The following is a 24,773-nucleotide window of genomic DNA, read 5'->3' as shown; positions in this document are numbered from 1 at the left end:
TTACTGGAAAGCCACCTCGGCAAAGCTGCGTAGCTTGCGGCTGTGCAGCTTGTTCAGGCTTTGGGCGCGCAGCAGCTCCAGCGCGCGAATGCCGATGCGCAGGTGTTGGTCGACCCGCTCGCGGTAGAAGTGGTTGGCCATGCCGGGCAGCTTGATTTCGCCGTGCAAGGGCTTGTCACTCACACACAGCAAGGTGCCGTAGGGCACGCGAAAGCGAAAGCCATTGGCCGCAATGGTGGCGCTTTCCATGTCCAGCGCCACGGCGCGGCTCTGGCTGAAACGGCGCTGGGGCTGGTTGTCGGGCAGCAGCTCCCAGTTGCGGTTGTCGGTGCTGGCCACGGTGCCGGTGCGCATGATGCTTTTGAGTGCGATGCCCTGCACCTGGGTGACCTCGGCCACGGCCTGCTCCAGCGCCATTTGCACTTCGGCCAGGGCAGGGATTGGCACCCATAGCGGCAGCTCTTCGTCCAACACGTGGTCCTCGCGCACATAGCCGTGGGCCAGTACGTAGTCGCCCAGTTGCTGGCTGTTGCGCAGGCCAGCGCAGTGGCCCACCATGATCCATGCGTGGGGGCGCAGCACGGCAATGTGGTCGGTGATGTTTTTGGCGTTGGCCGGGCCCACGCCGATGTTGACCATGGTGATGCCCGCGTTGTCGGCGCGCACCAGGTGGTAGCCCGGCATTTGTGGCAGGCGCGGTGGGGCGGTGCCCAGTGCGTCGATGGACTCGGCCGCCAGGCCTACGCGGCGGGTGATCACGTTGCCGGGTTCTACAAACGCGCAGTACTCACTGTTGGGGTCGGCCATGGCCGCATGGCCCATGCGCACGAATTCGTCGATGTAGAACTGGTAGTTGGTGAACAGCACAAAGTTCTGAAAATGCTCGGGCCCGGTGCCTGTGTAGTGGCGCAGGCGGTGCAAGGAGTAGTCCACGCGTGGCGCGGTGAACAGGGCCAGCGGCAGGGCTTCACCGGCCTTGGGCACATAGGTGCCATTGGCAATGCCGTCGTCCATGGCGGCCAGGTCGGGCAGGTCGAACAGGTCGCGCATCAGGGTGCGGCGCTGGGCGCTCATATTGCCTTCCACATGGTCGTGTTCGGCAAACGAAAAATGCACCGGGATGGGCTGGCTGCTGGTGCCAATCTCCAGTTCCACACCGTGGTTTTGCAACAGCAGGCGGAACTGCTCCAGGTAGTAGCCGCTGTAGAGGTCGGGGCGGGTGAGGGTGGTCTCAAACCGGCCAGGGCCGGCCACAAAACCGTAGCTCAGCAGGGACACGTCGGCTGTGGGGGCGCGGGACACGGTGTCGGTGTGGATACGCACCAGCGGGTAGCAGGCCCGGACATGGCCAGCGCTGTCGTCACCCGCCACAAAACGCTGCATGCCCTGGCGCAGATGCTGGATGCTGCTGTCGTAAATGCGTTGTACCTGGGCCAGTGCGGCGGCCGGGTCGGTAAAGCGGGCGGGGGCGATGAAGGGGGGCAGGCTGGACATGGGGGTATTGTGCCGCGTGATTGTTGCGCCGGTATGCGGTAGAGTGCAGGCAAGACCACCACGAGGCCCATGGTGCCAGACCCGAAAGACTCCCGTTTTCACGAAACCGGTTTCCCCTCCCTGCAGTGGGAAGAGGAGGACTTGCCCACGCGCCCTATGCCTTTCCATGAGCGGCCGCTGCAGGCCCGCATTGACCATGAGATGGCCATCATTGCCGAGCACCACATTCGCATCGCCCTGGCCATCGAAAAATTTTGGGGCCACCGCGACTGCGTGGAGTACCTGCAGACCCTGGTGCTCAGTGGTGGCTACAGCGACACCACACGCAACCGTGTGGGCTTCAAGCCCGAAGTGTTGTCTGCCCTGATTAACCTTGCGTCATTGCACCGGGTGGAGTGAGCGGGCGGCGCAGGCAGCGCAGATGCAGGTCTTTCCCTGGTCGGCCGCGGGCACGCTGGCCAACAGTTCTGCGCTGAAGCTGGCTTGGGTGCACCAGCAAGGCGGTTGCTTTTGGCCGGTGCTGCGCTCCATTTCCATGGCGCATTGGTTGCCTTGGCCGCACAGCGGGCACACTTCAGGGGTGGTGGAGCGTGGCATGGACATGGTGTCCACAGTGTAGCCAGCGCCTGCTGTTTGGCAAAGGAAAGCAAAACCCATGGGCGTGGAAATCGAACGTAAATTTTTGGTCAAGGGCCAGCCTTGGCGCGAGACACCCGGCGTGCCCTATCGCCAGGGCTACTTGAACCGGGACAAGGCCCGCACAGTGCGCGTGCGTATTGCGGGCGAGGCCGCATTTCTCACCATCAAAGGGGTGAGTGTGGGCGCGACACGTGCCGAGTTTGAGTACCCCATTCCCCTGGCTGACGCAGAAGCCCTGTTGGCGCAGTGTGATGGCCCTTTGGTCGAAAAAACCCGCTATCTGTTGGACCACGCGGGCACGCGCTGGGAGCTGGATGTGTTTGCCGGCGATAACGCCGGGCTGGTCGTGGCCGAGGTGGAGCTGGAGTCCGAAGACCAAGCCTTTGTGCGGCCCGACTGGCTGGGTGACGAGGTGACGCAGGATGCGCGTTACTTCAACTCCAACCTGGCCGCGCACCCCTACTGTCGCTGGGCCACGCCGTAGCGCGCTTGCAGCGATGCGGCCAGCGCCGCCATGGGGGCTTGCCACCCAGCGTCTGGGGCACTGGCGGTTTGCCGGTGTACCGCAAAACCGGGAAACCAGGGCGAGGGGGAGCCTTCCTCTTGCCAGCGAAATTCTGTGGGCGCAGGCACCAGCACGTCCCCGCCGATACCTAGCCCTGCGCACAGATGCACATTGGTGTTGCTCACGCCTACCAGCCCGTCCAGACAAGAGAGCAGGCCCAGCAGCTCGTTCAGGTCCTGGTCGCAGGTGCTCGCGTTCAGTACGCGGTCGGCACCTAAACGTGCTTGCACTTGCGCCCACTCATTGGGCTGCAGCCCCCGCTGCAAGACCACCACCTCCACGTCCAGTGCTGCCAGTACATCCAGCAGGCTGTCCAGCGGGGCGGACTTTTGCAGCCAGCGCTGGGTGGCAAAACCCTGGGGCTGGGCTTGCGTCGTGCCTGCGCGCCAGGCCAGGCCCAGCTTGCGGCGCGGGCTGGCCAACAGCGGGTACTGCTGTTGCAGGCGTGCGCGCACGGCGGCGCTGGCTTGTAGTGGCACGGCCACGGGGCAGGTTGGGGCGTGTGGTCCGCCCAGGGCCAAGGGCAGGTCACCGACCAGTAGCCGGATGGAGGCTGGTGTGTCGGGGGTCTGCACGAGCGATGCAAGCGCGGGCTGGCTGAGCAGGGGCGCCAGCTTGGTGTTGCACAGCTGGTAGTGCACCTGCGCGCCACGCGCCTGCAAGGCGGGCAGGTAGCGCATAAAAAACAGTTCATCGCCAATGCCTTGCTCCCCCTGTACCCGCACGGTGTGGCCGTGCAAGTCGGCGGGCAGCTCTGGGGTGTTTGGCACCCAGTGCGCGGGTGCGCCTTCGTGGGCATGGCGGTTGAAGCGCCAAGCGTAGTGTTGCCAGCCCTGTGCGAGCTTGCCTTGGCGCAGGCAAAGCAAGGCCAGGTTGTGGTGCGCGTCTATATGGTTGGGTTGCAGCGCCAGGGTGGCAAGCAATGCGGATTCGGCCGCAGCCGTCTGCCCGCACTGGGCCAGGCTGCTGCCCAGGTTGTAGTGCAGGCGCACCGACTGGGGGTGGCGCTGGGCGGCGGCTTGCAAAAAGGTCACGGCCTGTTCGGGCAGGCCCGCCTGTTCGTAGAACACGCCCAGGTTGTAGGCCGCTTCCTCATGGCCGGGGTCCAGCATGAAGGCCTTGATGAGCTGCATCTCCGCGGCGGTGGTTTGCCCGGTGAGCTGCAGGGCGCGGCCCAGGGTCAGCGCATGTTCAATGGCCAGGGTCTGGTCGTTGCCCGGGTCCAGGTCCTGCAGCAGGGCCACACAGTCGGCATAACGGCCCAGGTGGAACAGCGATTCGCCAGCCAAAAAACGCCAGTACACCTGCTGGGGCTGCGCTTCCAGCGCCTGGGCATAAGCGTCCAGCGCCTGTGCAAATTCCCCGTGGGCCAGAAACTGGTCACCGGCCAGTGCGTGGTCCAGGCCCGGCGTGGCCTCAGCCATGGCGTTGTTGTGAGTAGTCGGCCAGCAGGCGTTCGCGGTGCCATTCGGCAGCCATGGGGTCATCGGCGTATTCGTGGAAGCAGGGGGTGCCCAGCGTCCAGTGCAGCAGTTTGGCGTCGGGGTTGGGGCCTAGCTCCTGTGGCAGCCAGTTCCATTCGCGCGGTAGCGCGCCTATGAGTTCGTCAGCCAGCCAGGTAAAGCGGTGCAGCTGGGCGCCGCTGCCGTTCTCTACAAACGCGGGCGTCACCACGCGGTTGGCCGGGTGGCCGCAGTTCCATAGCACCACGCTGGACCAGTTTTTGCGCGGGTAGTCCTGGTTTTTGGAGCCCAGGTACTTGCCCTGGGCCTTGGTTTTGTAGTCGTGTTGCACACACATCACGGCTTTGCTCTCGTCGGGCAGGGTGTGCAGCGCCAGCGGGGTGATGGCCACGGGCTGCCGTGCGTGCCGCACGATGCTGTTGGCACATACGTGGTAAGCCACGGCTTCGCGCGGGTCATAACCAATGAAGATCCGGATCATGCGCCATGCTAGGGCGGGGCTGTGGCACTGAAGCGCCGAAAAGCAGGGATTTACCGGACAAAAAAGGGTTGAAGGCCTAATTGGCCTCCAACCCTTATGGATATTGCGCAAACAGCTCCTAATTTAGGAGCGTAGTGCGGGGTGTCGGGGCTTACGCTGCCTTCACCTTCAACCGCCAAGCGTGCAACAGTGGCTCGGTGTAGCCGCTAGGCTGCGCCAAGCCCTTAAATACCAGCTCAGTCGCTGCCTGGTAGGCCGCGCCCTGGAAGTTGCCCACCATGGGGGTGTAGAGCTTGTCACCGGCGTTTTGTTTGTCCACCTTGGCGGCCATACGGGCAAAGGTTTCTTCCACCTGCTCCTTGGTCACCACACCGTGGTGCAGCCAGTTGGCCATGTGCTGGCTGCTGATGCGCAGCGTGGCGCGGTCTTCCATGAGGCCGATGTCGTTGATGTCGGGCACCTTGGAGCAGCCCACGCCCTGGTCCACCCAGCGCACCACGTAGCCCAGAATGCCTTGGGCGTTGTTGTCCAGCTCGGCTTGTTTCTCGGCGTCCGTCCAGTTGGGCGTGGTGGTCACGGGGATGTGCAGCAGGCCGGCCAGCAGGGCGTCGTGCTCCTGCTTGGCATCGCGCTTGGCGTGGGTGGCTTCGATGTCTTTTTGCACATCGCTCACCAGCAGCTGGTGGTAGTGCAGGGCGTGCAGCGTGGCACCGGTGGGGCTGGGTACCCAGGCGGTGTTGGCGCCGGCCTTGGGGTGGGCAATTTTCTGCTCCATCATGGCGCGCATTAAATCGGGCATGGCCCACATGCCCTTGCCGATTTGCGCCTTGCCGCGCAGGCCGCAGCTCAAGCCCACCAGCACGTTGTTTTTCTCATAGGCGTGGATCCAGGCGCTGGCCTTCATGTCGCCCTTGCGGACCATGGGGCCGGCGTGCATGCTGGTGTGCATCTCGTCGCCCGTGCGGTCCAGGAAACCGGTGTTGATGAAGGCCACACGGCTTTGCGCGGCGGCAATGCAGGCCTTCAGGTTCACGCTGGTGCGGCGCTCTTCGTCCATGATGCCCAGCTTGACCGTGCTGTCCGCCAAGCCCAGCATTTTCTCCACGCGGGTGAACAGCTCGGCGGCAAACGCCACTTCGGCGGGGCCATGCATCTTGGGTTTGACGATGTAGACCGAGCCCTTGCGCGAGTTGCGGATGGCGTCCTTCTTGGTCTTCTTCAGGTCGTGCAGGGCGATGGTGGTGGTGACCACGGCGTCCATGATGCCTTCGGGGATTTCTTTGGTGGTGCCATCGGCCGCGGTGTAGGTGATGGCCGGGTTGGTCATCAGGTGGCCCACGTTGCGCACGAACATCAGGCTGCGGCCGTGCAGCTTCACGTCCTTCTTGCCATCGGGCGCGGTGTACACGCGGTCGGCGTTCAAGCCACGGGTCAGCGTCTTGCCGCCCTTCTCAAACTGCTCCACCAGCGTGCCTTGCAGAATGCCCAGCCAGTTGCCATAGGCCAGCACCTTGTCTTCGGCGTCCACCACGGCCACGGAGTCTTCCAGATCCAGGATGGTGGAGAGGGCCGCTTCCAGCACCAGGTCGCTCACGCCAGCCGCGTCGCTCTTGCCGATGGGCGTAGCGCGGTTGATGATGATGTCCAAGTGCAGGCCGTTGTGCTGCAGCAGCACGGACGAAGGCGCCTTGGCGTCGCCCTGGAAGCCGATGAACTGCGCCTTGTCGGCCAGTTTGCTGGTGCTGCCGTCCTTCAAGGTCACCACCAGATCCCCGCCCTTGATGCGGTAGCCCGTGGAGCCCACGTGCGAGCCCTTCTTCAGCGGTGCGGTGCGGTCCAGCACATGGCGTGCGTATTCAATGACCTTCTTGCCGCGCTTGGGGTTGTAGCCCTTGGGGCCGACTTTTTCACAGCCCTTGTCTTCGCTGATCACGTCCGTGCCATACAGCGCGTCGTATAGGCTGCCCCAGCGTGCGTTCGCAGCGTTGAGGGCGTAGCGCGCGTTGAGCACCGGCACTACCAACTGTGGGCCGGCTTGGGTGGCCAGCTCGGCGTCCACGTTTTTGGTGCTGATCTTCACCTTCTTGGGTGTGGGCACTAGGTAGCCAATTTTTTCCAGAAACGCTTTGTACGCAGGCATGTCGGTGATGGGGCCGGGGTGGGCCTTGTGCCAGCTGTCCAACTCGGTTTGCAGGCGGTCGCGCTCGGCCAGCAGGGCGATGTTTTTGGGCGCCAGGTCGGCCACGATGGCGTCAAAACCTTTCCAGAACACCTCGGGCGCAATGCCGGTGCCGGGCAACACCTTGGACTCGATGAACTGGTGCAGACTGGTGGCCACTTGCAGGCGGTGCGCGGTGGTGCGGGGGGTAGACGAAGCGTTGGACATGGACGATGCCTTTCGAGAAAAAGAGAAATGGGTTGCCAGCGCCATAGGCCTGAGACTAGTGGGCTACTGTATTCCATCCTTTGTGGGCCACTATATGGAAGAATATCAATCTATTTGTGACAAAAACAAAGGTAGTTCATGCCCATACGCCACCTGGTGCTGCTGAAATTCAAAGCCACTGTGACCGCACCCGAGATCCAGGCGATTGAAGCCGAATTTGCCGGTTTGCGCAGCAAGATCAGTGCCGTGCAAAGCCTGGAATGGGGCACCAACAACAGCCCCGAAGGCCTGGCCAAGGGCTTTACCCATTGCTTCAACCTGACCTTTGCCGACGACGCGGGCCGCGCGGCCTATTTGCCACACCCGGATCACCTGGCGTTTGTGGAGATTCTGAAACCCACGCTGGACGATGTGCTGGTGCTGGACTACGCGGTGTAAGCCAGACGCGCAAACACTAGTCCATTCGGGCCAACGCCAACACCGGTTCCGACACCGCTCTGTCACAGAGCGTTCATAGCATGGGGCGCCCCCCATCGGCAGCGCGTTTGCGTGGGGGATAGCGTTTTTGACCTCCACCGGGTATTCACATGCAATTCAAATCTACCGTCTCGGCCATCCTCTTGGCACTGGCCTCCATGGCGGCCTCTGCCCAGTCTTTTAACCTGGCCAACTACACCGTCCAGAACACCTTTGGACTGGATCTCAGTGTGGGTGGCGTGTCTGGCCTGGAAGGTTCGGCCATTACCTATGCGCAGGACCGTGGCACCCTGTTTTTTGTGGGTGACGAAGGCAAGGGTGTCATTGAAATCACCCGCACGGGGAGCGCGCTGGGCTCCATGGCTTTTTCTGGCTGGGGCGCCAAAAGCACCAAGGATGGCAACGACGCGGAAGGCCTGGCGTACTTGGGCGGCGGCGTGTTGGCCGTGGCAGAAGAGCGGTTTCAAAACATCTACCGATTCAGCTACGCAGCGGGCACCAGCGTTGACCTGGGGAGCGCGCCTTACGCCTCCGTGGGGGCGACCATCGGCAACGTGGGCATTGAAGGCCTGAGTTATGACGCACGCAACGGCAACTTTGTGACTGCCAAACAAGACAATCCCGCCACCTTGAGCATCTTCAACAGCCTGTCGTTCTCCACGGTGGCGGCCCCTGATGCGGTGGCCAATGTCTCCTTCTCTGGAGCCAGCAGCGTGTTTGGGTTGTCGCAGTTGTCGGATGTGCAGACCTTGTCCATCTTGGGCAACAACAACCTGCTGGTGCTCAGCACGGGTATGGGCGCTGCAGACTCCCGCGAGCTGATCGAAATCACGCGTGATGGCGCGGTGGTCAGCCGCCTGGACCTCACCCACATCGCGCCGCGCAACGCCATCGAGGGGGTGACCATTGATGAGCGCGGCAATATTTACCTTCTGGCAGAGCAAGACCAGCTCGGCGATGCCGTGGCGGGCAGCAAGTCACAGCTCATTGTGCTGACCGCACCCGTGCCAGAACCTGAAACCTACGCCTTGCTGTTGGCCGGTTTGGGTTTGGTGGGCGTTGTGGCGCGCCGCCGCAAGCATGCTGCCTAAGCCTTCGCATACCCGCGATTCCCCTTTTTTCACACCATCAGATTCAAGGCCCCATCCATGAAACATCTCAAACACATCGCGCTGACTGCCCTCCTGACCATGGGGAGCTTGGTATCTGCGCAGGCACAAGTTCGTATTACCGAGTGGATGTACAACCCCGCGAATAGCGTTGGCGAGTTTGTCGAGTTCACCAACATGGGCAGTACCGCAGTCGATTTCGGCACCCTGAGCTTCAGCTTTGATGACAGCTCCCGCCTGGCCGGCTCCACCAGCCTGGCCGCATTCGGCATGGTGCAAGCGGGGGAGTCGGTGTTGTTCACGGAAGCTGCGGCGGCTGTGTTTCGCACCAACTGGGCGCTCTCCAGCACGGTCAAGGTCATTGGCGGAAATACCAACAACTTGGGCCGGTCAGACGAAATCAATCTGTACAGCGGCACCAGCTTGCTGGATCGTTTGACCTATAACGACCAGGGCACGGGCAGTGTGAAGGGACCACGCACCGCCGGTACCAGTGGCCACCCAGGCAGTTTTGCCGCCATTGGCGCCAACGATGCCACCTTGTGGGTACTCTCGACCGTTGGCGACGTGGAGCGGTCTTACCGCTCTCTGGGGGCCAGTGCAGACATCGGCAGCCCGGGGTACACCTCCTTTGCAGCCGCGGTGCCAGAACCCGAAACCTACGCGATGCTGTTGGCCGGCCTGGGCTTGATGGGGGCCGTGGCGCGGCGCAAGCGCGCCAAGACCACGACATGATCCGGCGCACCGCTTAGCGGTTGGAGGGCTCTCATCCTTGCTGGAGGAGGGCCAAACCAGGGCGCGAAGCCCTGTCAATAATTGACGTAAAGTTTGCGGGCTGCGCAGCGCATCGTTGGTGCGGGTGCAGCCCCCGAATTTTCCTCGCCTTCCGTTGCCCGGAAGCGCGTTGATTGATTGACAGTACCGCATGACATCCGACCCAAGCCCTTCCAAAAACCTGCCGCTCGCCGGCATCCGCGTTGTTGAGTTCACCCACATGGTGATGGGCCCCACCTGCGGCATGACGCTGGGCGACCTGGGCGCCGAGGTCATCAAGGTGGAGCCGCTGGCCGGCGACAGCACGCGCAAGCTGCTGGGCAGCGGCGCAGGCTTTTACCCGCTGTTCAACCGCAACAAAAAAAGCATTGCGGTGGACCTGAAAAGTCCCAAGGGCCGCGAGATTGTGCTCAAGCTCATCGCCACGGCCGACATCGTGAGCGAAAACTTCAAGACCGAGACCATGCAGAAGCTGGGGCTGGATTACGCGTCTTTGAGCAAGCTGGACGAGCGCCTCATTTACGTGAGCCACAAGGGCTTTTTGCCCGGCCCCTACGACCACCGCACCGCGCTGGACGAGGTGGTGCAGATGATGGGCGGCCTGGCCTACATGACCGGGCGGCCCGGCGACCCGCTACGGGCGGGCTCCAGCGTCAACGACATCATGGGTGGCATGTTCGGCGCGATTGGTGCCATGGCCGCGCTGATGCAGCGCCAGCAAACCGGCAAGGGCCAGGAAGTGCAGAGCGCGCTGTTCGAGAACAACATCTTTCTCGTCGCCCAGCACATGATGCAGTTCGCCGTGACCGGCAAGGCCGCGGCTCCCATGCCCGAGCGCATCTCGCCCTGGGGCATTTACGACGTGTTCAGTGTCAAAAACAACGAACAGATCTTTTTGGCCGTGGTGGGTGACGGGCAGTGGAAGACCTTTTGCGAGGCTTTCGGCTACGCCGACCTGTTTGCCGACCCGCGCGTCACCACCAACAACGACCGCGTGCTGGCCCGCAGCTGGCTCATCCCCGAGCTGCGCCAGCGCCTGGCCCAATTCAACCGCGCGGAGCTGTCCGAGCGCTTTGAAAAAGTGGGCCTGCCGTTTGCGCCCATCACCGATCCGCAGCATTTGTTTGACGACCCACACCTGCAGCAAACCGGCGGCCTGGCACCCATGGAGCTGCCCGACGGCCGGCAGACCCAGGTGCCGCTGCTGCCCATCACCCTGGATGGCGCGCGCCTGGGCCTGCGGCTGGACCCGCCCAAGCTGGGCGAACACACCGACGCGCTGCTGCAAAGCCTGGGCTACTCCGGGGCGGATGTGGCAGCGCTGCATGCGGAAGGCGTGGTGCTATGAAAATGATAGCTGTTTGCGCAATATCTACGGGTGCTAGAGGCCAATTTATGCATGAAGTGGCGGGCTAGCCATGGACAAACTCAAACAGCTCGAATCCTTTGTGTCGGTGGCCACCCGCGGCAGCCTGACCGCGGCCGCCAACGCCGAAGGTGTGGCCCCGGCCATCATGGGCCGCCGCCTGGACGGGCTGGAAGAACGTCTGGGCGTGAAGCTCTTGATCCGCACCACGCGGCGCATCACGCTCACGCATGAGGGCAGTGCGTTTCTGGAAGACTGCCAGCGCATCATTGCCGACGTGGCCAATGCCGAAGCCAGTGTCAGCGCCGGTGGTATCAAGGCCAGCGGCCACCTGCGCATCACCGCGCCGGCCGGTTTTGGCCGCCGCCATGTGGCACCGCTGGTGCCCAAGTTCCGCGCGCTGCACCCCGAGGTGACTGTGTCGCTGAATCTCAGTGACCGCGTGGTGGACATTGCGGGCGAGGGCTTTGACTGCGCGGTGCGTGTGGGCGACATGCCCGACTCATCCCTGGTGAGCGTGCGCATGGCCGACAACCGCCGCCTGTGCGTGGCCACGCCGGCCTACCTGAAGCGCCACGGCACACCGCAAACGCCGGCCGACTTGGCCAAGTTTCACTGCCTCACGCTGTCCAGCGATGCCTCGCAAACCCGGGGCTGGGCCTTCAAGCTGCCCGCAGGCACCAAGGGCGCTGCAGGTAAGGAGGGCGAGGTGGCCTACCTCAAACCCGCCGGCCCGCTGGACTGCAGCGACGGCCAGGTGTTGCACGACTGGTGCCTGGCTGGTTTGGGTATTGCCTGGCGCAGCACCTGGGAGGTGGAAGCCGAAATTGCCGCCGGCCAACTGGTGGCGGTGCTGGAGGACTACGCCGCCCCACCCAACGGCATCTACGCCGTGTTTCCCCAGCGCAAACACCTGCCGCTGCGCGTGCGGCTCTGGATCGACTTCATCAAGGAACGGTATGGGGCGCCGGGGTTCTGGCAAATTCCCACGCCCTGACATCCGAAGGAACTAGTCATCCAAAGGAACTATTGTGGGGCGGCGGACGGAGATATAAATTTCACCCCAACCTCCGGTGCATTCCGGTTCTTTGGGGAGTTTTCATGAAAATTAAACGTGTATTGACCGCAGCAGCCTTGGCCGTAGCCGCCATGGGCGCCAGCGCGACGACGACGGTGGGCGGCATCAGTTTTGCCGACAACGCATTTGCCGACGCCCTGTATTACTCATTTGGCAGCTACACCACATCGGGTGGCAGCGTGGCCCAGGTACTGACTGATACCGATCCTGGAACGTATGCCTTTTCCTTCACGCCTGGTGCCAGTGTGTTGCTCGGCTTCACGGACAACAACGTGTTCAATGGCTCGGGCGCAGATTTGGCTATTTTTGAATTGGGTGTCGCTGATACCGTGAAAGTGAGTTTTGGCACCCAAACGCTGTCGTTTCAGACCGTGGCTACGGGCTACTCGGCCGGTGGTTATGCACTGAATGTCGCATATGTGGACTTCTCGGCATTTGGTATCGCGAACGGTGCCAATTTGCAGTATCAGTCCATCGGACTCGACTCAGCTCAAGGTGGAACCGTTCCCTCCTTGTCCCTTGTCGGAGCGTTACATGTGACTGCTGTACCCGAACCAGAAACCTTTGCCATGCTGCTGGCTGGTTTGGGTGCCATTGGCGCCATGGTTCGCCGCCGCAAGCGCGTCTGACGCCAACGCCTTGCCCTTACAAAACCTGCTGCGATCCAGCAGGTTTTTTTGCGCCCGCAAGGTTGTTCTCACACCTGCTCCAGCGAGATCTCCACCCGGTTGCGCCCATTGCGTTTGGCCAGGTACATGGCGGCGTCGGCGCGGCGCAGCACGCTGGCTTGGCTTTCTTTGGAGCCCAGCACGGCAGCACCAAAGCTGGCGGTGAGAGAGATGCTGGTGTCTTGCACCTGCAGCGGGGTCTCCTCCAGGGCCAGGCGCATGCGGTTGGCGGCTTCGCGGGCGCCGGTGATGTGGGTGCCTGGCATCAGCACCATGAACTCTTCGCCGCCAAAGCGGCCCAGCGCATCCACGGTGCGCAGCCGGCTTTGCACCACCTCCACCACATGGCACAGCGCGCGGTCGCCGGTTTCGTGGCCGTGGCGGTCGTTGATGTCTTTGAAGTGGTCCAGGTCAAAAAACACGCAGGCCACAGGTTCGCCGCTGCGGTGGGTGCGCTCCAGTTCAATGCTCAGGCGCTCCTCTATCGAGGCACGGTTCAGGCAGCCGGTCAGGTGGTCCTGCTCGGCCAGGCTGCGAAAGCGCTTGACGAGGCGCCCGGCGGTCAGGCCCGCCATGGTGATGTTCATGGCCATGACGATCACGGTCAGCATCCACAGAAATGGCGTGAAGTGCGGGACCTGCACAAAGACCGCATTCGACGGTGGAGGCCCTTCCAGCAGCACCAGCAGTGTGCGCGCCAACATGGCCAATGTGGCCAGCAAAAAAGGGCCGCTGATGGCCCAGCGAACGGTGGCCGAAAACTGGTCGTTGCGCAGGCCGCGGTAGCAGTCCCAGAAACAGTTGAAGGTGAGAGCTGCCACCGTGAGCGAAAACACGATGGCCCGCACCATGTAGGAGCTGCCTTCGGGGGCCACCTGCAGGGTGATCACCATGGCGATCAGGATGGGGCCAATGCGCCGCGCCAGCGTGGGCAGCTCGTCCAGCCGCACCAGGTAGACGATGCCGCTGTGGAAAGCCGCCAGGCCCATGAAGACCAGCCATTCGACGCCTTGGTAATGCAGGTAGCTGGGAGTGGCCGTGCGTTGCACCAGCAGCGCCACGGTGCCGGCAAACAGCAGGTTGGCCACACAAAACCGGATGGTGGCCTTGGGTGCCATCTTCATGGCCCCGCCAATAACGCCCCAGGAAAATGCCCACATCGTGGTGAGCACCATGTCCATGTAGAACAACGTGATGTCGACCTGTCCCAAAAACGGTTCCCCAAGGTGGCAGTGTTGGCTGGCGGCAATCATTGCTGTGCCGGTGGCTAGGGTCAGTGTACCCCTGCGATTTGGGCGGTTGCCAGCTTTTTGCGTGTTGCGCCGCGGCTTTGGCCAAGTGGTCAAACCACGCGCGGGGGCGGCGTGTGGGCAGGTGCTCGCTTCAACGTTTGCGGTCGAACCTGCGCCAGTAGGTGAACTCGGGTTCGTGCACTTCCACGTCCACTTCCATCACGCGTGCCTGCAGTCGGTCCTGCACATCGGTCACCGCCTGGTTGTAGACCAGCGGGCCCACCTCTTCCAGGAAAAAGCCCAGCAGTGCACCGGCGGCCACGTTGCCGATGGGCTCGTCCATGTTCTCGCGGAAGTAGCGCTCGATGGAGGCGATGGCCTGCTTGCGCGCCTCTTTGGAAATATCAATGGCCATAGGAAGGGGCTCCGGGTGCTATCAAAAGAGAAGCTATTTGCGCAGTATCTACGGGCGCTAGAGGCCTAAAAGTCTTGAAAATCAAGCCCCGCCGAATTCCTCGCCCAGCTCGCCCGCGCGCTTCTGCGCGGCAAACAGGGCCTTGGCAAACAGGGCCTTCACGCCGCTTTCGTCCATGGAGGTGATGGCGGCATAGGTGGTGCCACCCTTGGAGGTGACCTTGGCGCGCAGGGTTTCGGGCGGCTCGGTGGAGGCGCGGGCCAGTTCGCCCGCACCAATGAAGGTGGCCACGGCCAACTGGTAGGCCTGTTCGCGCTCCAGGCCCATCTGGGCGCCGGCTTCGGTCATGGCCTCCATGAAATAGAACATATAGGCCGGACCGGAGCCGCTGATGGCGGTGACCGCGTCCAGCTGCGCTTCGGCCGTCAGCCACACGGTGGCGCCGGTGGTGGCAATCACCTCGTCGGCCCAGTCCTTGTCGGCCTGGGTGACCGCGGGGCGGGCATACAGCGCAGTGATGCCTTTCCCGATGAGGGCGGGCGTGTTGGGCATGGTGCGGATGATGCGTTCGCTGCCCAGCCAGGCAGCAATGCTGCTGCTGGGAATGCCGGCCGCCACGCTCAGGTGCAGTGCGCCGGTGTTGTGCGCGGCCACGGCGGCGGCCGCGTCCTTGAAGGTTTGCGGTTTCACGGCCCAGACGATCAGGTCGGCCTGCGCGAGGAAGGCGCCGGCCTCGGCCTGCGCGGCAATGCCAAAGTCAGCCTGCAGGCGCTCGCGTGCCTCGGCCCAGGGCTCCACCACGTCAATCTGGCTGGCCGCAAAGCCCTGGCGGAGCAGCCCGCCAATGATGGCGCTGGCCATATTGCCGCCGCCTATGAATGCAATGCGCTTGCCCATGGTGTGTCCTCTGAGAATGGTGCTGTGGTGTGGAGCGCCTGAGTCTATCCAAAGGCGCCCGCCCAAGCCCAACAGCGGCTTACAGCGTGGTTTGCCGCACCGCGTGTTCCCAGCGGTCCATCAGCTCCTTGGCTCGGGCCGGGGCCAGGGTAGGTAAGAAGCGGCGCTCGGCCTTCCACAGATCGGTCAGCTCGCTGGTGCCGGCATACACACCGGTGGTTAGCCCGGCCAGGTAGGCTGCACCCAGGGCGGTGGTCTCTGTCACGGCGGGGCGCACCACGGGAATGCCCAGCAAGTCGGCCTGGAACTGCATCAGCAAATCGTTCACACACGCACCACCGTCCACGCGCAGCTCTGACACCTGGGCACCGCCCGCGCGCACGGCGTCGCGGCTCATGGCTTGCAGCAGTGCGGCGCTTTGGAATGCTATGCTTTCGAGAGCGGCCCGCGCAATGTGGGCAAGGGTAGAACCCCGGGTGAGGCCTGTAATGGAGCCACGGGCATCGGGTTTCCAGTAGGGTGCGCCCAAGCCGGTGAAGGCCGGCACCACGATGACACCGCCCGAGTCGGGCACGCTTTGCGCCAAGCTTTGCACCTCGCCGCTGCCCTGAATGGCGTGCAGCCCGTCGCGCAGCCACTGCACCACGGCACCGCCCACGAACACACTGCCTTCCAGCGCGAATTCGGGTTTCACGGTGGTTTGCGCGGCGCTGGTGGTGATGAGGCCGTTCTCGGAGGTCTGGAAGGTATTGCCCGTGTGCATAAGCATGAAGCAGCCCGTGCCGTAGGTGTTCTTCACCATGCCGGCCTTGAAGCAGGCCTGGCCAAACAGGGCGCTTTGCTGGTCACCCGCCACACCACCAATGGGAATCGCATGGCCCAGCAGCGCGGGCGCCACCTCGCCAAACAGCGAGGCCGAGGGTTGCACCGTGGGCATCAGGCTGGCGGGAATGTCCAGCGCGGCCAACAGGTCCTCGTCCCACCGATTGGTGTGCACATTAAATAGCATGGTGCGCGAGGCATTGCTGACGTCCGTCACATGCACCCGACCCTCAGTGAGCTGCCAGATCAGCCAGCTGTCGATGGTGCCAAACGCCAGCTCGCCATTGGCGGCCTGCGCGCGCGCGCCGGGGACGTTGTCCAGAATCCACTTGAGTTTGGTGCCCGAGAAGTAGGCGTCCACCAGCAGGCCGGTTTTGTCGCGGATGGTGTCGGCCAGGCCCCGTGCGCGCAGCTCCACACAGGTGGGTTCGGCGCGGCGGTCTTGCCAGACGATGGCGTGGTGGATGGGCACACCGGTCTTGCGGTTCCACACCACCGTGGTCTCGCGCTGGTTGGTAATGCCCACGGCTTTCACCTGCGCCGCGGTAATGCCGGCCTTTGCCAGTGCCTCTTTTGCGGTGGCGAGCTGGATGCGCCAGATCTCCAGCGCGTCGTGCTCCACCCAGCCGGGCTGGGGGTAAATCTGGGTCAGTTCCTTTTGCGCCATGGCAACGGTGCGGCCACTGGGGTCGAACACGATGCTGCGGGAGCTGGAGGTGCCTTGGTCGAGGGCGAGCAGGTAAGTGGGCTGGGGCATGTGTGTCTCCATGGGGGGCGGTCAGTCCGCAATGTGCAGTTGTACGTTGGCGTCTGCCAGCAGCGGGCCAAACGCGGCAGGTGGTGCGGCGTCGGTGAACAAGCGGTCGATCTGTGAGAGGTGCCCCACCTCCACCATGGCCGGGCGGTTGAATTTGCTGGCGTCCGCTGCGACCCAGACTTCCCGTGCATGGTGAAGAATGGTTTGCGCCACCTTTACCTCCCGGTAGTCGTAGTCGCGCAGGGTGCCGTCGGCCTCGATGCCGGAAATGCCGATGACAGCCAGGTCCACCTTGAATTGGCGGATGAAATCCACCGCCGCTTCGCCCACGATGCCCTGGTCCCGACCGCGGACTACTCCGCCTGTCACGATGACTTCGGTCTTGGGACTGACGCTCAGGATGCGGGCGATGTTCAGGTTGTTGGTAATCACGCGCAGCCCGCTGTGCTCGCCCAGGGCGCGGGCTACAGCTTCAGTGGTGGTACCTATGTTCAGGATCAATGAGCAGTCATTGGGGATCGCCATGGCAATAGCCCGCGCAATGCGCCGTTTGCCGGCCGCATGCAGGGTTTCGCGTTGCAAGTGGTCGATGTTCTCCACGGTGGAGTTGGGTACGCGCACGCCTCCGTGAAAGCGTGCCAGCAAGCCCTCATCCGCCAGTTTTTGGACATCGCGCCGCACGGTTTGCAGCGTCACCTGTAATCGCTCCGCCAATTGCTCCACCGACAGGCTGCCTTGTGCCTGAACGAGGGACAGCAAGGTCAGTTGGCGAGGATTGGGGGTCATGGGCAGAGGATGTAAGCGGAGGCAGCGAACTATAAACGAATGAAATCGCGTTGAAAAGTGACAAAACGAACAAAAAAGAATAGCATCGACCACCTTTTTACTTCGCCTTTTCCATGCCTCCAGTCACCGCCCCCATGCCCACCCGCCGAGAGGCGCTGATCGCCCGTTTGGGCGAAGACCGCATCTACGACATCGCCATCGTGGGCGGTGGCGCTACCGGCTTGGGCGTTGCGCTGGATGCTGCGGCGCGCGGGTTCCGTGTGGTGTTGGTAGATTCGCATGACTTTGCCAAGGGCACCTCCTCGCGAGCCACCAAGCTTGTTCATGGTGGCGTGCGTTACCTGGCCCAAGGCAATATCTCCCTGGTGCGCGAAGCGCTGCATGAGCGCACCACGCTGCTGAACAACGCCCCGCACCTGGCGCAACCGCTGCCGTTCGTGATGCCTTCTTACCAGTGGTGGGAAACCCCGTTTTACGGGGCGGGGCTCGTGGCGTATGACGCTCTGGCGGGCAAGGCTGGTCTGGGCAAGACCCAGTTTCTGGGGCGCGATGCCACGCTCAAATTACTGCCTACCGCCCGAGCCCAGGGGCTCAAGGGTGGGGTGAAGTACTGGGACGGGCAGTTCAATGACGCCCGCCTGGCCTTGGCTCTGGCACGTACGGCAGCCACCAAGGGGGCGCTGCTGGTGAACTACTGTCGGGCGGCAGATCTTCTGTATATAGATGGCAAAGTGCAGGGTGTCTTGTGCGAAGACACCGTGACGGGCCGGCAATACCCGGTGCAAGCGCACTGCGTGGTCAATGCCACGGGGGTGTGGGTCGATGAGCTGCGGCAAAAAGATGGGGATGCCAACGCCGGAGACGGACGTAAGCCCACCAAGCCCATGGTGGCGCCTAGCCAGGGTGTTCATATCGTGGTGGACCGTGAATTTCTAGGGGGCGACACTGCGCTCATGGTGCCTAAAACCGCCGATGGGCGGGTGTTGTTCGCGGTGCCATGGTTGGGCAAGGTCATCCTGGGCACCACGGACACGCCGCGCCATGATTTGGCGCGAGAGCCGCTGGCCTTTGAGGAAGAGATTGAGTTCATCCTGACCGAGTCGGCGCGCTACCTGCGCCGGGCCCCCACGCGTGCAGACGTCAAAAGTATTTGGGTGGGGCTGCGACCCCTGGTTAAGCCGCAAGAGGACGACGGCAACAGCACGAAAGGGATCAGCCGCGAGCATACTGTGTTGGTGAGTCGCAGCGGGTTGGTCACGGTGACGGGTGGCAAGTGGACGACCTACCGGGCCATGGCAGAGGATGTGCTCGAAAAATGTGCAGATAAGCAGCTGCTGCCTCTGCGCCAGCCGGGCGCTACGGTGAATTTGAAGTTGGTGGGAGCGATGCATGGCGGTGCGGCCGTGCAGTCCATCTGTCTGCCTCCTGGTTTGCCCAGTTACGGAGATGAGCAGGATGTCGTGGCCCAGATGCCGGGTGCCGACGTTGCACTCGCACCGGGGTTGACCGAGGGGATGGTGCGTTTTGCCGCCCGCTATGAATATGCGGTGACGGTTGAGGATGTACTGGCCCGCAGGTCCCGCCTTTTGTTCCTCGATGCTGCTCTGGCCCTGACTTTGGCGCAGCGCGTGGGTGAAATTCTTGTGGAAGAGACCGGTTTACCCCCTAAAGTCGAAGAATTCACGGCACTTGGACAACAATATTTGCTTGCCTGAGTAAAAAGGTGTTGACGAAGCGGGAAAGCGGGTGCACAATCGTGGGCTTCGCTTGAAAAAGTATGAAGGTTCTGCCCAAATGGATGCAGCGCGAGTGGTTCGTGTTGCAGACAGCGGGCCCAAGACTGACTGGTTGATAGTGTGTGCCGCAGTGGCAAATGCGATCTTCTGGTGCAAGTTGGGAATATTGAAATGATCCAAACTGAATCTCGATTGGAAGTTGCCGACAACACCGGCGCTAAGTCCGTCCTGTGCATCAAGGTGCTGGGTGGTTCTAAGCGTCGCTATGCAAGTGTTGGCGACATCATCAAAGTTAGCATCAAAGAAGCCGCTCCCCGTGGCCGCGTCAAAAAAGGCGAGGTTTACAGTGCTGTGGTGGTTCGTACTGCCAAGGGCATCCGCCGTGGCGACGGTTCTTTGGTGAAATTCGACGGCAACGCAGCAGTGTTGCTCAACGCCAAGTTGGAGCCTATTGGCACCCGCATCTTTGGACCAGTGACGCGCGAACTGCGCACTGAAAAGTTCATGAAGATCGTGTCTTTGGCTCCTGAAGTTTTGTAAGGACCCGCCATGAACAAGATTCGCAAAGGCGACGAAGTCATCGTTATCGCAGGTCGCGATAAGGGTAAGCGCGGAGTGATCTCCCTGCGCAAAGACGACTCTCACGTGGTTGTCGATGGTATCAACTTGGTGAAAAAGCACACCAAGCCAAATCCCATGAAGGGCACAACCGGCGGCATCGTTGAAAAGACCATGCCTATTCACCAATCCAACGTGGCAATTTTCAATGCCGCGACTGGCAAGGCTGACCGTGTTGGTATCAAGGTGCTCGCTGACGGCAAACGCGTTCGCGTTTACAAGTCCAGCGGCGAAGAAATCAAGGTGGCATAAGCATGGCACGTCTCCAACAACACTACCGCGAAAAAGTGGCAGCTGAGCTGACAACCAAGTTTGGTTACACCTCGCCCATGCAAGTGCCCCGCTTGACCAAAATCACCCTGAACATGGGTGTGAGCGAAGCGGTTGCCGACAAGAAGGTTATGGATAACGCCGTGAGCGACCTGACCAAAATTGCAGGCCAGAAGCCTGTGGTGACCAAGTCCAAAAAAGCTATCGCTGGTTTCAAGATCCGCGAAAACCAAGCTATTGGCTGCATGGTTACCCTGCGTGGCGTTCAAATGTACGAATTTTTGGATCGTTTCGTGACCGTGGCTTTGCCTCGCGTTCGTGACTTCCGTGGTATTTCTGGTCGTGCGTTCGATGGTCGTGGCAACTACAACATCGGCGTGAAAGAGCAGATCATTTTCCCTGAAATTGAGTACGACAAGGTAGATGCCTTGCGCGGTCTCAATATCAGCATCACCACAACGGCTAAGACTGACGAAGAGTGCAAGGCTCTCCTCGCTGGTTTCCGTTTCCCGTTCAAGAATTGAGGTCACCTGTGGCTAAAATGGCTTTAATCCAGCGCGAGCTGAAGCGTGATCAGTTGGCTGCCAAGTACGCGAAAAAATACGCGGAATTCAAGGCAATCGCAGGTGACGCAAAGCGTTCTGACGAAGAGCGCGCAGCAGCCCGTTTGGGTCTGCAAAAGTTGCCCCGCAACGCAAACCCCACACGCCAGCGTAACCGCTGCTCCATTACGGGTCGTCCCCGTGGAACGTTCCAGCACTTCGGTCTGGCACGTGCAAAGATTCGTGAAATGGCCTTTGCTGGTGAAATCCCCGGCATCGTCAAGGCCAGCTGGTAAGCGATAGGAGAACCGAACATGAGTATGAGTGATCCCATCGCCGATCTGTTGACACGCATTCGCAATGCGCAAATGGTTGCCAAGACAACTGTCTCGGTGCCTTCTTCCAAAGTGAAGATTGCCATTGCCCAAGTGTTGAAAGACGAAGGCTACATTGACGGTTTCAAAGTTTCTACCGAAGGTGGAAAGGCTGAGCTCGAAATCGCCCTGAAGTATTACGCCGGTCGCCCTGTGATCGAGCGTATTGAGCGTGTGAGCCGCCCTGGCCTGCGCGTGTACCGTGGCAGCGAAGCAATTCCCCAAGTCCAAAATGGACTGGGCGTTGCCATCGTGACCACCCCCAAGGGTGTTATGACTGATCGCAAAGCGCGTGCCTCCGGTGTCGGTGGCGAAGTGCTGTGCTACGTCGCTTAACACTACATTGAGGAGTAAGAAACAATGTCCCGTGTAGGCAAACTTCCTGTCACCATCCCTGCGGGTGTCGAGGTGTCCATCAAGGCTGATCAAATCAGCGTGAAGGGTACTGGCGGCTCTCTGCAGTTGGCTCAAAACAGCCTGGTGAATATCGCTAATGATGCTGGCAAGCTGAGCTTCCAGCCCGCCAACGAATCCCGTGAAGCTGACGCAATGACTGGCACTTTCCGCCAGCTGGTCAACAATATGGTGGTTGGTGTGACCAAGGGATTCGAGCGCAAGCTGACCCTGATTGGTGTGGGTTACAAGGCGCAAGCGTCTGGCAACAAGTTGAATTTGGCTGTGGGTTACTCCCACCCTGTCAACCTGGACATGCCCGCTGGTATTACTGTGGCTACCCCCACACCGACCGAAATCTTGATCAAGGGTGCTGATCGCCAACGTGTTGGCCAGATTGCAGCCGAGATTCGTGCGATTCGTCCTCCCGAGCCTTACAAGGGCAAGGGCATCCGTTATGCGGATGAGAAGGTGACGATCAAAGAAACCAAGAAGAAATAAGGAGCTGCAACATGTTGACCAAAAAAGAGCAGCGTCTTCGCAGAGCCCGTCAAACCCGCATCCGCATTGCAACGCAAGGCGTAGCACGTTTGACAGTGACACGCACCAACTTGCACATCTACGCCAGCGTTATCTCTGGCGACGGTGGCAAGGTGCTGGCAAGTGCATCTACTGCAGAAGCGGAAGTGCGCAAGTCCCTGGGTGCAAGCGGCAAGGGCGGCAACGTCGCCGCAGCCCAGATCATTGGCAAGCGCGTGGCAGAAAAAGCCAAGGCAGCTGGTGTGGAGAAGGTTGCGTTTGATCGCTCCGGCTTCGCCTACCACGGCCGCGTCAAGGCGCTGGCAGATGCCGCGCGTGAAGCTGGCTTGCAGTTCTAAGCAGATCGGAAATAAAGATGGCTAAAGTTCAAGCAAAAATGCAAGGTAAGGCCGAGGGTCCTGAGGACGGTCTGCGCGAAAAGATGATCGCGATCAATCGCGTTACCAAAGTGGTGAAGGGCGGCCGTATTCTCGGTTTTGCTGCTTTGACCGTGGTTGGTGATGGTGATGGTCGTATTGGTATGGGCAAAGGCAAATCCAAAGAAGTCCCTGCAGCAGTGCAGAAGGCTATGGAAGAGGCCCGTCGCAACATGCTCAAGGTTTCGTTGAAAAACGGCACTATTCACCACAAGGTGATGGGTCACCACGGCGCAGCCAGCGTCATGATGGCTCCGGCTCCCAAGGGTACCGGCATCATTGCTGGTGGTCCAATGCGCGCAGTGTTTGAAGTGGTTGGTATCACTGATATCGTGGCCAAGAGCCATGGTTCTTCCAATCCCTACAACATGGTTCGTGCCACTTTGGATGCGCTTTCTGTGTCTACGACACCGTCGGAAGTTGCAGCCAAACGCGGCAAGACTGTTGAAGAACTCTTCGCCTAATCGAGGAATTCAAAATGACAACACAACAAACTGTGAAGATCCAATTGGTGCGTAGCCCGATTGGCACCAAAGAATCCCACCGTGCGACTGTGCGCGGTTTGGGTCTGCGCAAACTCAACAGCACCAGTGAGTTGCAAGACACACCTGCTGTGCGCGGAATGATCAACAAGATCAGCTACCTGGTCAAAGTGCTCTAAAGGTTGATGATGGAACTCAATAACATCAAGCCCGCTGACGGGGCAAAACACGCGAAGCGTCGCGTGGGCCGTGGTATCGGTTCTGGCTTGGGTAAAACCGCCGGTCGTGGTCACAAAGGTCAAAAATCCCGCTCTGGTGGTTACCACAAGGTAGGCTTTGAGGGCGGTCAGATGCCCATGCATCGCCGTTTGCCCAAGCGCGGTTTCAAGTCGCACTTGTTGCAATTTAATGCCGAAGTTACCCTGACCGCTTTGGAAGCGTTGGGCTTGGCTGAGGTTGACCTGTTGTCGCTGAAGCAAGCTGGCCTCGTTGGTCAGTTGGCCAAAGTTGTCAAGGTTATCAATACCGGTGCGATTGCCAAGGCTGTCAAACTCAATGGTATTGGTGCGACCGCTGGTGCCAAGGCTGCCATTGAAGCAGCCGGCGGAAGCGTTGCGTAAGTTTGCTTAGGCGAAAGTTAGCAAGTGGCAACAAACGCGGCTCAAACAGCAAAAACGGGTAAGTTCGGCGACCTGCGTCGTCGGCTTGTGTTTTTGCTGCTCGCTCTGGTGGTTTACCGCCTGGGGGCGCACATTCCTGTTCCTGGCATTGATCCTTTGCAGCTTCAACAGCTGTTTCAGGGTCAGCAGGGCGGCATATTGAATCTTTTCAATATGTTTTCTGGTGGTGCGCTGTCCCGTTTCACAATCTTCGCGTTGGGGATCATGCCGTATATCTCGGCATCCATCGTGATGCAGCTGTTGACATACGTCTTGCCGGCGTTTGAGCAGTTGAAAAAAGAAGGTGAAGCTGGGCGCCGCAAGATCACGCAGTACACACGGTATGGCACTCTAGGTTTGGCTTTGTTCCAGTCTCTGGGCATCGCTATGGCGTTAGAAGCATCTGCCGGACTGGTGATTGCACCCGGTTTTGGCTTCCGAATGACAACGGTCGTTACGCTGACAGCGGGCACCATGTTCCTGATGTGGTTGGGTGAGCAAATCACCGAGCGCGGTTTGGGCAATGGCATTTCGATACTGATTTTTGGTGGTATCGCTGCAGGTCTTCCTAGTGCTGTGGGTGGTTTGCTGGAGTTGGTTCGGACAGGGGCCATGAGCATCATTGTGGCGTTACTGATCGTTGCCCTGGTGATGTTGGTTACGTTCTTCGTGGTGTTTGTTGAGCGTGGGCAGCGCAAGATTCTGGTGAACTATGCGCGTCGCCAGGTGGGTAACAAAGTCTATGGTGGTCAATCGTCCCACCTGCCTTTGAAGCTCAATATGGCAGGCGTGATTCCGCCAATCTTTGCTTCCTCGATCATTCTGTTGCCGGCGACTATCGCAAACTGGTTCAGTTCCGGAGACTCGATGCGCTGGTTGAAAGACATCTCCAGCACGTTGAGCCCAGGTCAGCCCGTGTATGTAATGTTGTACGCCGCTGCGATTGTGTTTTTCTGCTTTTTCTATACGGCATTGGTTTTCAACAGCCGCGAAACAGCTGACAACCTGAAGAAGAGCGGTGCGTTTATTCCTGGTATTCGTCCTGGTGATCAAACTGCGCGATACATTGACAAAATTCTGCTGCGCTTGACACTGGCCGGGGCGATCTACATCACCTTCGTGTGTTTGCTGCCTGAATTTTTGATATTGAAGTACAACGTTCCATTCTATTTCGGTGGTACTTCATTGCTGATTATTGTTGTTGTCACCATGGATTTTATGGCGCAGGTCCAGAATTACATGATGTCGCAGCAGTATGAATCGCTGCTCAAGAAGGCGAATTTCAAGGCTTCTTGATAAAAGTAAGTCACCGTAAAAATGGGCGCGACTGGTTT

General features: G+C 60.8%; 30 protein-coding genes. 20 read left to right on the top strand and 10 right to left on the bottom strand.

All coding sequences use genetic code 11. From position 1 onward, the window contains the following. Complete coding sequence (locus C5F53_RS00360) at positions 1-1,494, bottom strand: AMP nucleosidase (RefSeq protein WP_105259362.1); 1,494 nt, start codon at positions 1,492-1,494, stop codon at positions 1-3. Between the two features lie 72 nt (positions 1,495-1,566). On the opposite strand from C5F53_RS00360, the gene C5F53_RS00355 reads away from it, so the two are divergent. Beyond that, positions 1,567-1,893 carry a hypothetical protein gene (locus tag C5F53_RS00355; protein ID WP_146097254.1) on the top strand — a complete coding sequence of 109 codons (327 nt, stop codon included), beginning with the start codon at positions 1,567-1,569 and terminating at the stop codon, positions 1,891-1,893. Here the strand turns inward: C5F53_RS00355 and C5F53_RS00350 are convergent. Then, on the bottom strand, positions 1,873-2,091 hold the full coding sequence (locus C5F53_RS00350; protein WP_236635156.1) for a cysteine-rich CWC family protein: 219 nt from the start codon (positions 2,089-2,091) through the stop codon (positions 1,873-1,875). The two genes, C5F53_RS00355 and C5F53_RS00350, sit on opposite strands and share 21 nt — an antisense overlap. 58 nt (positions 2,092-2,149) lie before the next feature. Between C5F53_RS00350 and C5F53_RS00345 the strand changes: the two genes are divergently transcribed. Continuing rightward, positions 2,150-2,617 carry a CYTH domain-containing protein gene (locus C5F53_RS00345; RefSeq protein ID WP_105259360.1) on the top strand — a complete coding sequence of 156 codons (468 nt, stop codon included), beginning with the start codon at positions 2,150-2,152 and terminating at the stop codon, positions 2,615-2,617. Here C5F53_RS00345 and C5F53_RS00340 read toward each other — a convergent pair. The 3 genes from C5F53_RS00340 to C5F53_RS00330 form a co-directional block, all read right to left on the bottom strand. Continuing rightward, a complete protein-coding gene (locus C5F53_RS00340; RefSeq protein WP_161499855.1) occupies positions 2,593-4,122 on the bottom strand; it encodes a tetratricopeptide repeat protein in 1,530 nt (509 codons plus the stop codon). The genes C5F53_RS00345 and C5F53_RS00340 overlap by 25 nt on opposite strands. Continuing rightward, positions 4,115-4,642 (bottom strand): glycosyltransferase, encoded by a 528-nt coding sequence (locus C5F53_RS00335; RefSeq protein WP_105259358.1) that lies wholly within the window; start codon positions 4,640-4,642, stop codon positions 4,115-4,117. The genes C5F53_RS00340 and C5F53_RS00335 overlap by 8 nt, the downstream gene beginning before the upstream one ends. A gap of 151 nt (positions 4,643-4,793) precedes the next feature. Then, positions 4,794-7,028 (bottom strand): malate synthase G, encoded by a 2,235-nt coding sequence (locus C5F53_RS00330; RefSeq protein ID WP_105259357.1) that lies wholly within the window; start codon positions 7,026-7,028, stop codon positions 4,794-4,796. Positions 7,029-7,166: 138 nt separating this feature from the next. On the opposite strand from C5F53_RS00330, the gene C5F53_RS00325 reads away from it, so the two are divergent. The 6 genes from C5F53_RS00325 (at position 7,167) to C5F53_RS00300 (ending at position 12,461) form a co-directional block, all read left to right on the top strand. Beyond that, positions 7,167-7,466: a Dabb family protein gene (locus tag C5F53_RS00325; protein ID WP_105259356.1), complete on the top strand. Its 300-nt coding sequence runs from the start codon at positions 7,167-7,169 to the stop codon at positions 7,464-7,466. A gap of 149 nt (positions 7,467-7,615) precedes the next feature. Then, positions 7,616-8,596, top strand: a complete 981-nt coding sequence (locus tag C5F53_RS00320; RefSeq protein WP_105259355.1) for an SdiA-regulated domain-containing protein — start codon at positions 7,616-7,618, stop codon at positions 8,594-8,596. A 57-nt stretch (positions 8,597-8,653) separates the two neighbouring features. After that, positions 8,654-9,349, top strand: a complete 696-nt coding sequence (locus tag C5F53_RS00315; protein WP_201740762.1) for a lamin tail domain-containing protein — start codon at positions 8,654-8,656, stop codon at positions 9,347-9,349. Positions 9,350-9,539: 190 nt separating this feature from the next. After that, entirely contained in the window at positions 9,540-10,736 is a 1,197-nt protein-coding gene (locus tag C5F53_RS00310; RefSeq protein WP_105259354.1) for a CaiB/BaiF CoA-transferase family protein, read from the top strand. Between the two features lie 70 nt (positions 10,737-10,806). Further along, positions 10,807-11,751 (top strand): LysR family transcriptional regulator, encoded by a 945-nt coding sequence (locus C5F53_RS00305; protein ID WP_105259353.1) that lies wholly within the window; start codon positions 10,807-10,809, stop codon positions 11,749-11,751. A 104-nt stretch (positions 11,752-11,855) separates the two neighbouring features. Continuing rightward, positions 11,856-12,461 (top strand): PEP-CTERM sorting domain-containing protein, encoded by a 606-nt coding sequence (locus tag C5F53_RS00300; protein WP_105259352.1) that lies wholly within the window; start codon positions 11,856-11,858, stop codon positions 12,459-12,461. Between the two features lie 68 nt (positions 12,462-12,529). Here the strand turns inward: C5F53_RS00300 and C5F53_RS00295 are convergent, their stop codons facing one another. The 5 genes from C5F53_RS00295 to C5F53_RS00275 form a co-directional block, all read right to left on the bottom strand. Continuing rightward, complete coding sequence (locus C5F53_RS00295) at positions 12,530-13,753, bottom strand: GGDEF domain-containing protein (RefSeq protein ID WP_105259351.1); 1,224 nt, start codon at positions 13,751-13,753, stop codon at positions 12,530-12,532. A 130-nt stretch (positions 13,754-13,883) separates the two neighbouring features. Beyond that, positions 13,884-14,147 carry a DUF2164 domain-containing protein gene (locus C5F53_RS00290; protein WP_105259350.1) on the bottom strand — a complete coding sequence of 88 codons (264 nt, stop codon included), beginning with the start codon at positions 14,145-14,147 and terminating at the stop codon, positions 13,884-13,886. A gap of 81 nt (positions 14,148-14,228) precedes the next feature. After that, positions 14,229-15,044: a pyrroline-5-carboxylate reductase gene (gene proC, locus C5F53_RS00285; RefSeq protein WP_105259349.1), complete on the bottom strand. Its 816-nt coding sequence runs from the start codon at positions 15,042-15,044 to the stop codon at positions 14,229-14,231. Positions 15,045-15,123: 79 nt separating this feature from the next. Beyond that, positions 15,124-16,623 carry a glycerol kinase GlpK gene (gene glpK, locus C5F53_RS00280; protein WP_105260331.1) on the bottom strand — a complete coding sequence of 500 codons (1,500 nt, stop codon included), beginning with the start codon at positions 16,621-16,623 and terminating at the stop codon, positions 15,124-15,126. Positions 16,624-16,644: 21 nt separating this feature from the next. Beyond that, positions 16,645-17,409: a DeoR/GlpR family DNA-binding transcription regulator gene (locus C5F53_RS00275; protein WP_105259348.1), complete on the bottom strand. Its 765-nt coding sequence runs from the start codon at positions 17,407-17,409 to the stop codon at positions 16,645-16,647. A 113-nt stretch (positions 17,410-17,522) separates the two neighbouring features. Here C5F53_RS00275 and C5F53_RS00270 point away from each other — a divergent pair, with 113 nt between their 5' ends. From C5F53_RS00270 to secY, 12 genes are all read left to right on the top strand, one after another. Beyond that, a complete protein-coding gene (locus C5F53_RS00270; RefSeq protein WP_105259347.1) occupies positions 17,523-19,124 on the top strand; it encodes a glycerol-3-phosphate dehydrogenase/oxidase in 1,602 nt (533 codons plus the stop codon). A 192-nt stretch (positions 19,125-19,316) separates the two neighbouring features. Continuing rightward, positions 19,317-19,685 (top strand): 50S ribosomal protein L14, encoded by a 369-nt coding sequence (gene rplN, locus C5F53_RS00265; protein ID WP_007861702.1) that lies wholly within the window; start codon positions 19,317-19,319, stop codon positions 19,683-19,685. 9 nt (positions 19,686-19,694) lie between these two features. Then, a complete protein-coding gene (gene rplX / locus C5F53_RS00260; RefSeq protein WP_105259346.1) occupies positions 19,695-20,015 on the top strand; it encodes a 50S ribosomal protein L24 in 321 nt (106 codons plus the stop codon). Between the two features lie 2 nt (positions 20,016-20,017). Next, positions 20,018-20,557 carry a 50S ribosomal protein L5 gene (gene rplE / locus C5F53_RS00255; RefSeq protein WP_105259345.1) on the top strand — a complete coding sequence of 180 codons (540 nt, stop codon included), beginning with the start codon at positions 20,018-20,020 and terminating at the stop codon, positions 20,555-20,557. A gap of 8 nt (positions 20,558-20,565) precedes the next feature. Next, a complete protein-coding gene (rpsN, locus tag C5F53_RS00250; RefSeq protein ID WP_105259344.1) occupies positions 20,566-20,871 on the top strand; it encodes a 30S ribosomal protein S14 in 306 nt (101 codons plus the stop codon). Between the two features lie 18 nt (positions 20,872-20,889). Further along, complete coding sequence (rpsH, locus tag C5F53_RS00245) at positions 20,890-21,285, top strand: 30S ribosomal protein S8 (RefSeq protein ID WP_105259343.1); 396 nt, start codon at positions 20,890-20,892, stop codon at positions 21,283-21,285. Positions 21,286-21,309: 24 nt separating this feature from the next. Then, entirely contained in the window at positions 21,310-21,843 is a 534-nt protein-coding gene (gene rplF / locus C5F53_RS00240) for a 50S ribosomal protein L6 (RefSeq protein ID WP_105259342.1), read from the top strand. Positions 21,844-21,854: 11 nt separating this feature from the next. Further along, positions 21,855-22,220, top strand: coding sequence for a 50S ribosomal protein L18 (gene rplR, locus C5F53_RS00235; RefSeq protein WP_105259341.1), 366 nt, complete (start codon positions 21,855-21,857; stop codon positions 22,218-22,220). A 17-nt stretch (positions 22,221-22,237) separates the two neighbouring features. Next, positions 22,238-22,762 carry a 30S ribosomal protein S5 gene (gene rpsE / locus C5F53_RS00230; RefSeq protein ID WP_094481691.1) on the top strand — a complete coding sequence of 175 codons (525 nt, stop codon included), beginning with the start codon at positions 22,238-22,240 and terminating at the stop codon, positions 22,760-22,762. Positions 22,763-22,776: 14 nt separating this feature from the next. Continuing rightward, positions 22,777-22,959, top strand: coding sequence for a 50S ribosomal protein L30 (gene rpmD, locus C5F53_RS00225; RefSeq protein ID WP_105259340.1), 183 nt, complete (start codon positions 22,777-22,779; stop codon positions 22,957-22,959). A gap of 9 nt (positions 22,960-22,968) precedes the next feature. Beyond that, entirely contained in the window at positions 22,969-23,400 is a 432-nt protein-coding gene (gene rplO / locus C5F53_RS00220; protein ID WP_105260330.1) for a 50S ribosomal protein L15, read from the top strand. Between the two features lie 24 nt (positions 23,401-23,424). After that, positions 23,425-24,735, top strand: a complete 1,311-nt coding sequence (gene secY, locus C5F53_RS00215) for a preprotein translocase subunit SecY (RefSeq protein ID WP_105259339.1) — start codon at positions 23,425-23,427, stop codon at positions 24,733-24,735. The last annotated feature ends 38 nt before the right edge of the window (positions 24,736-24,773 follow it).

Origin of the sequence: Rhodoferax sp. TS-BS-61-7 (genome assembly GCF_002943465.1) — a bacterium.
Taxonomy (GTDB): Bacteria; Pseudomonadota; Gammaproteobacteria; order Burkholderiales; family Burkholderiaceae_C; genus Allorhodoferax.
The sequence above is the reverse complement of the archived record's forward strand: the minus strand, read 5'-3'. Positions and strand labels throughout refer to the sequence as shown.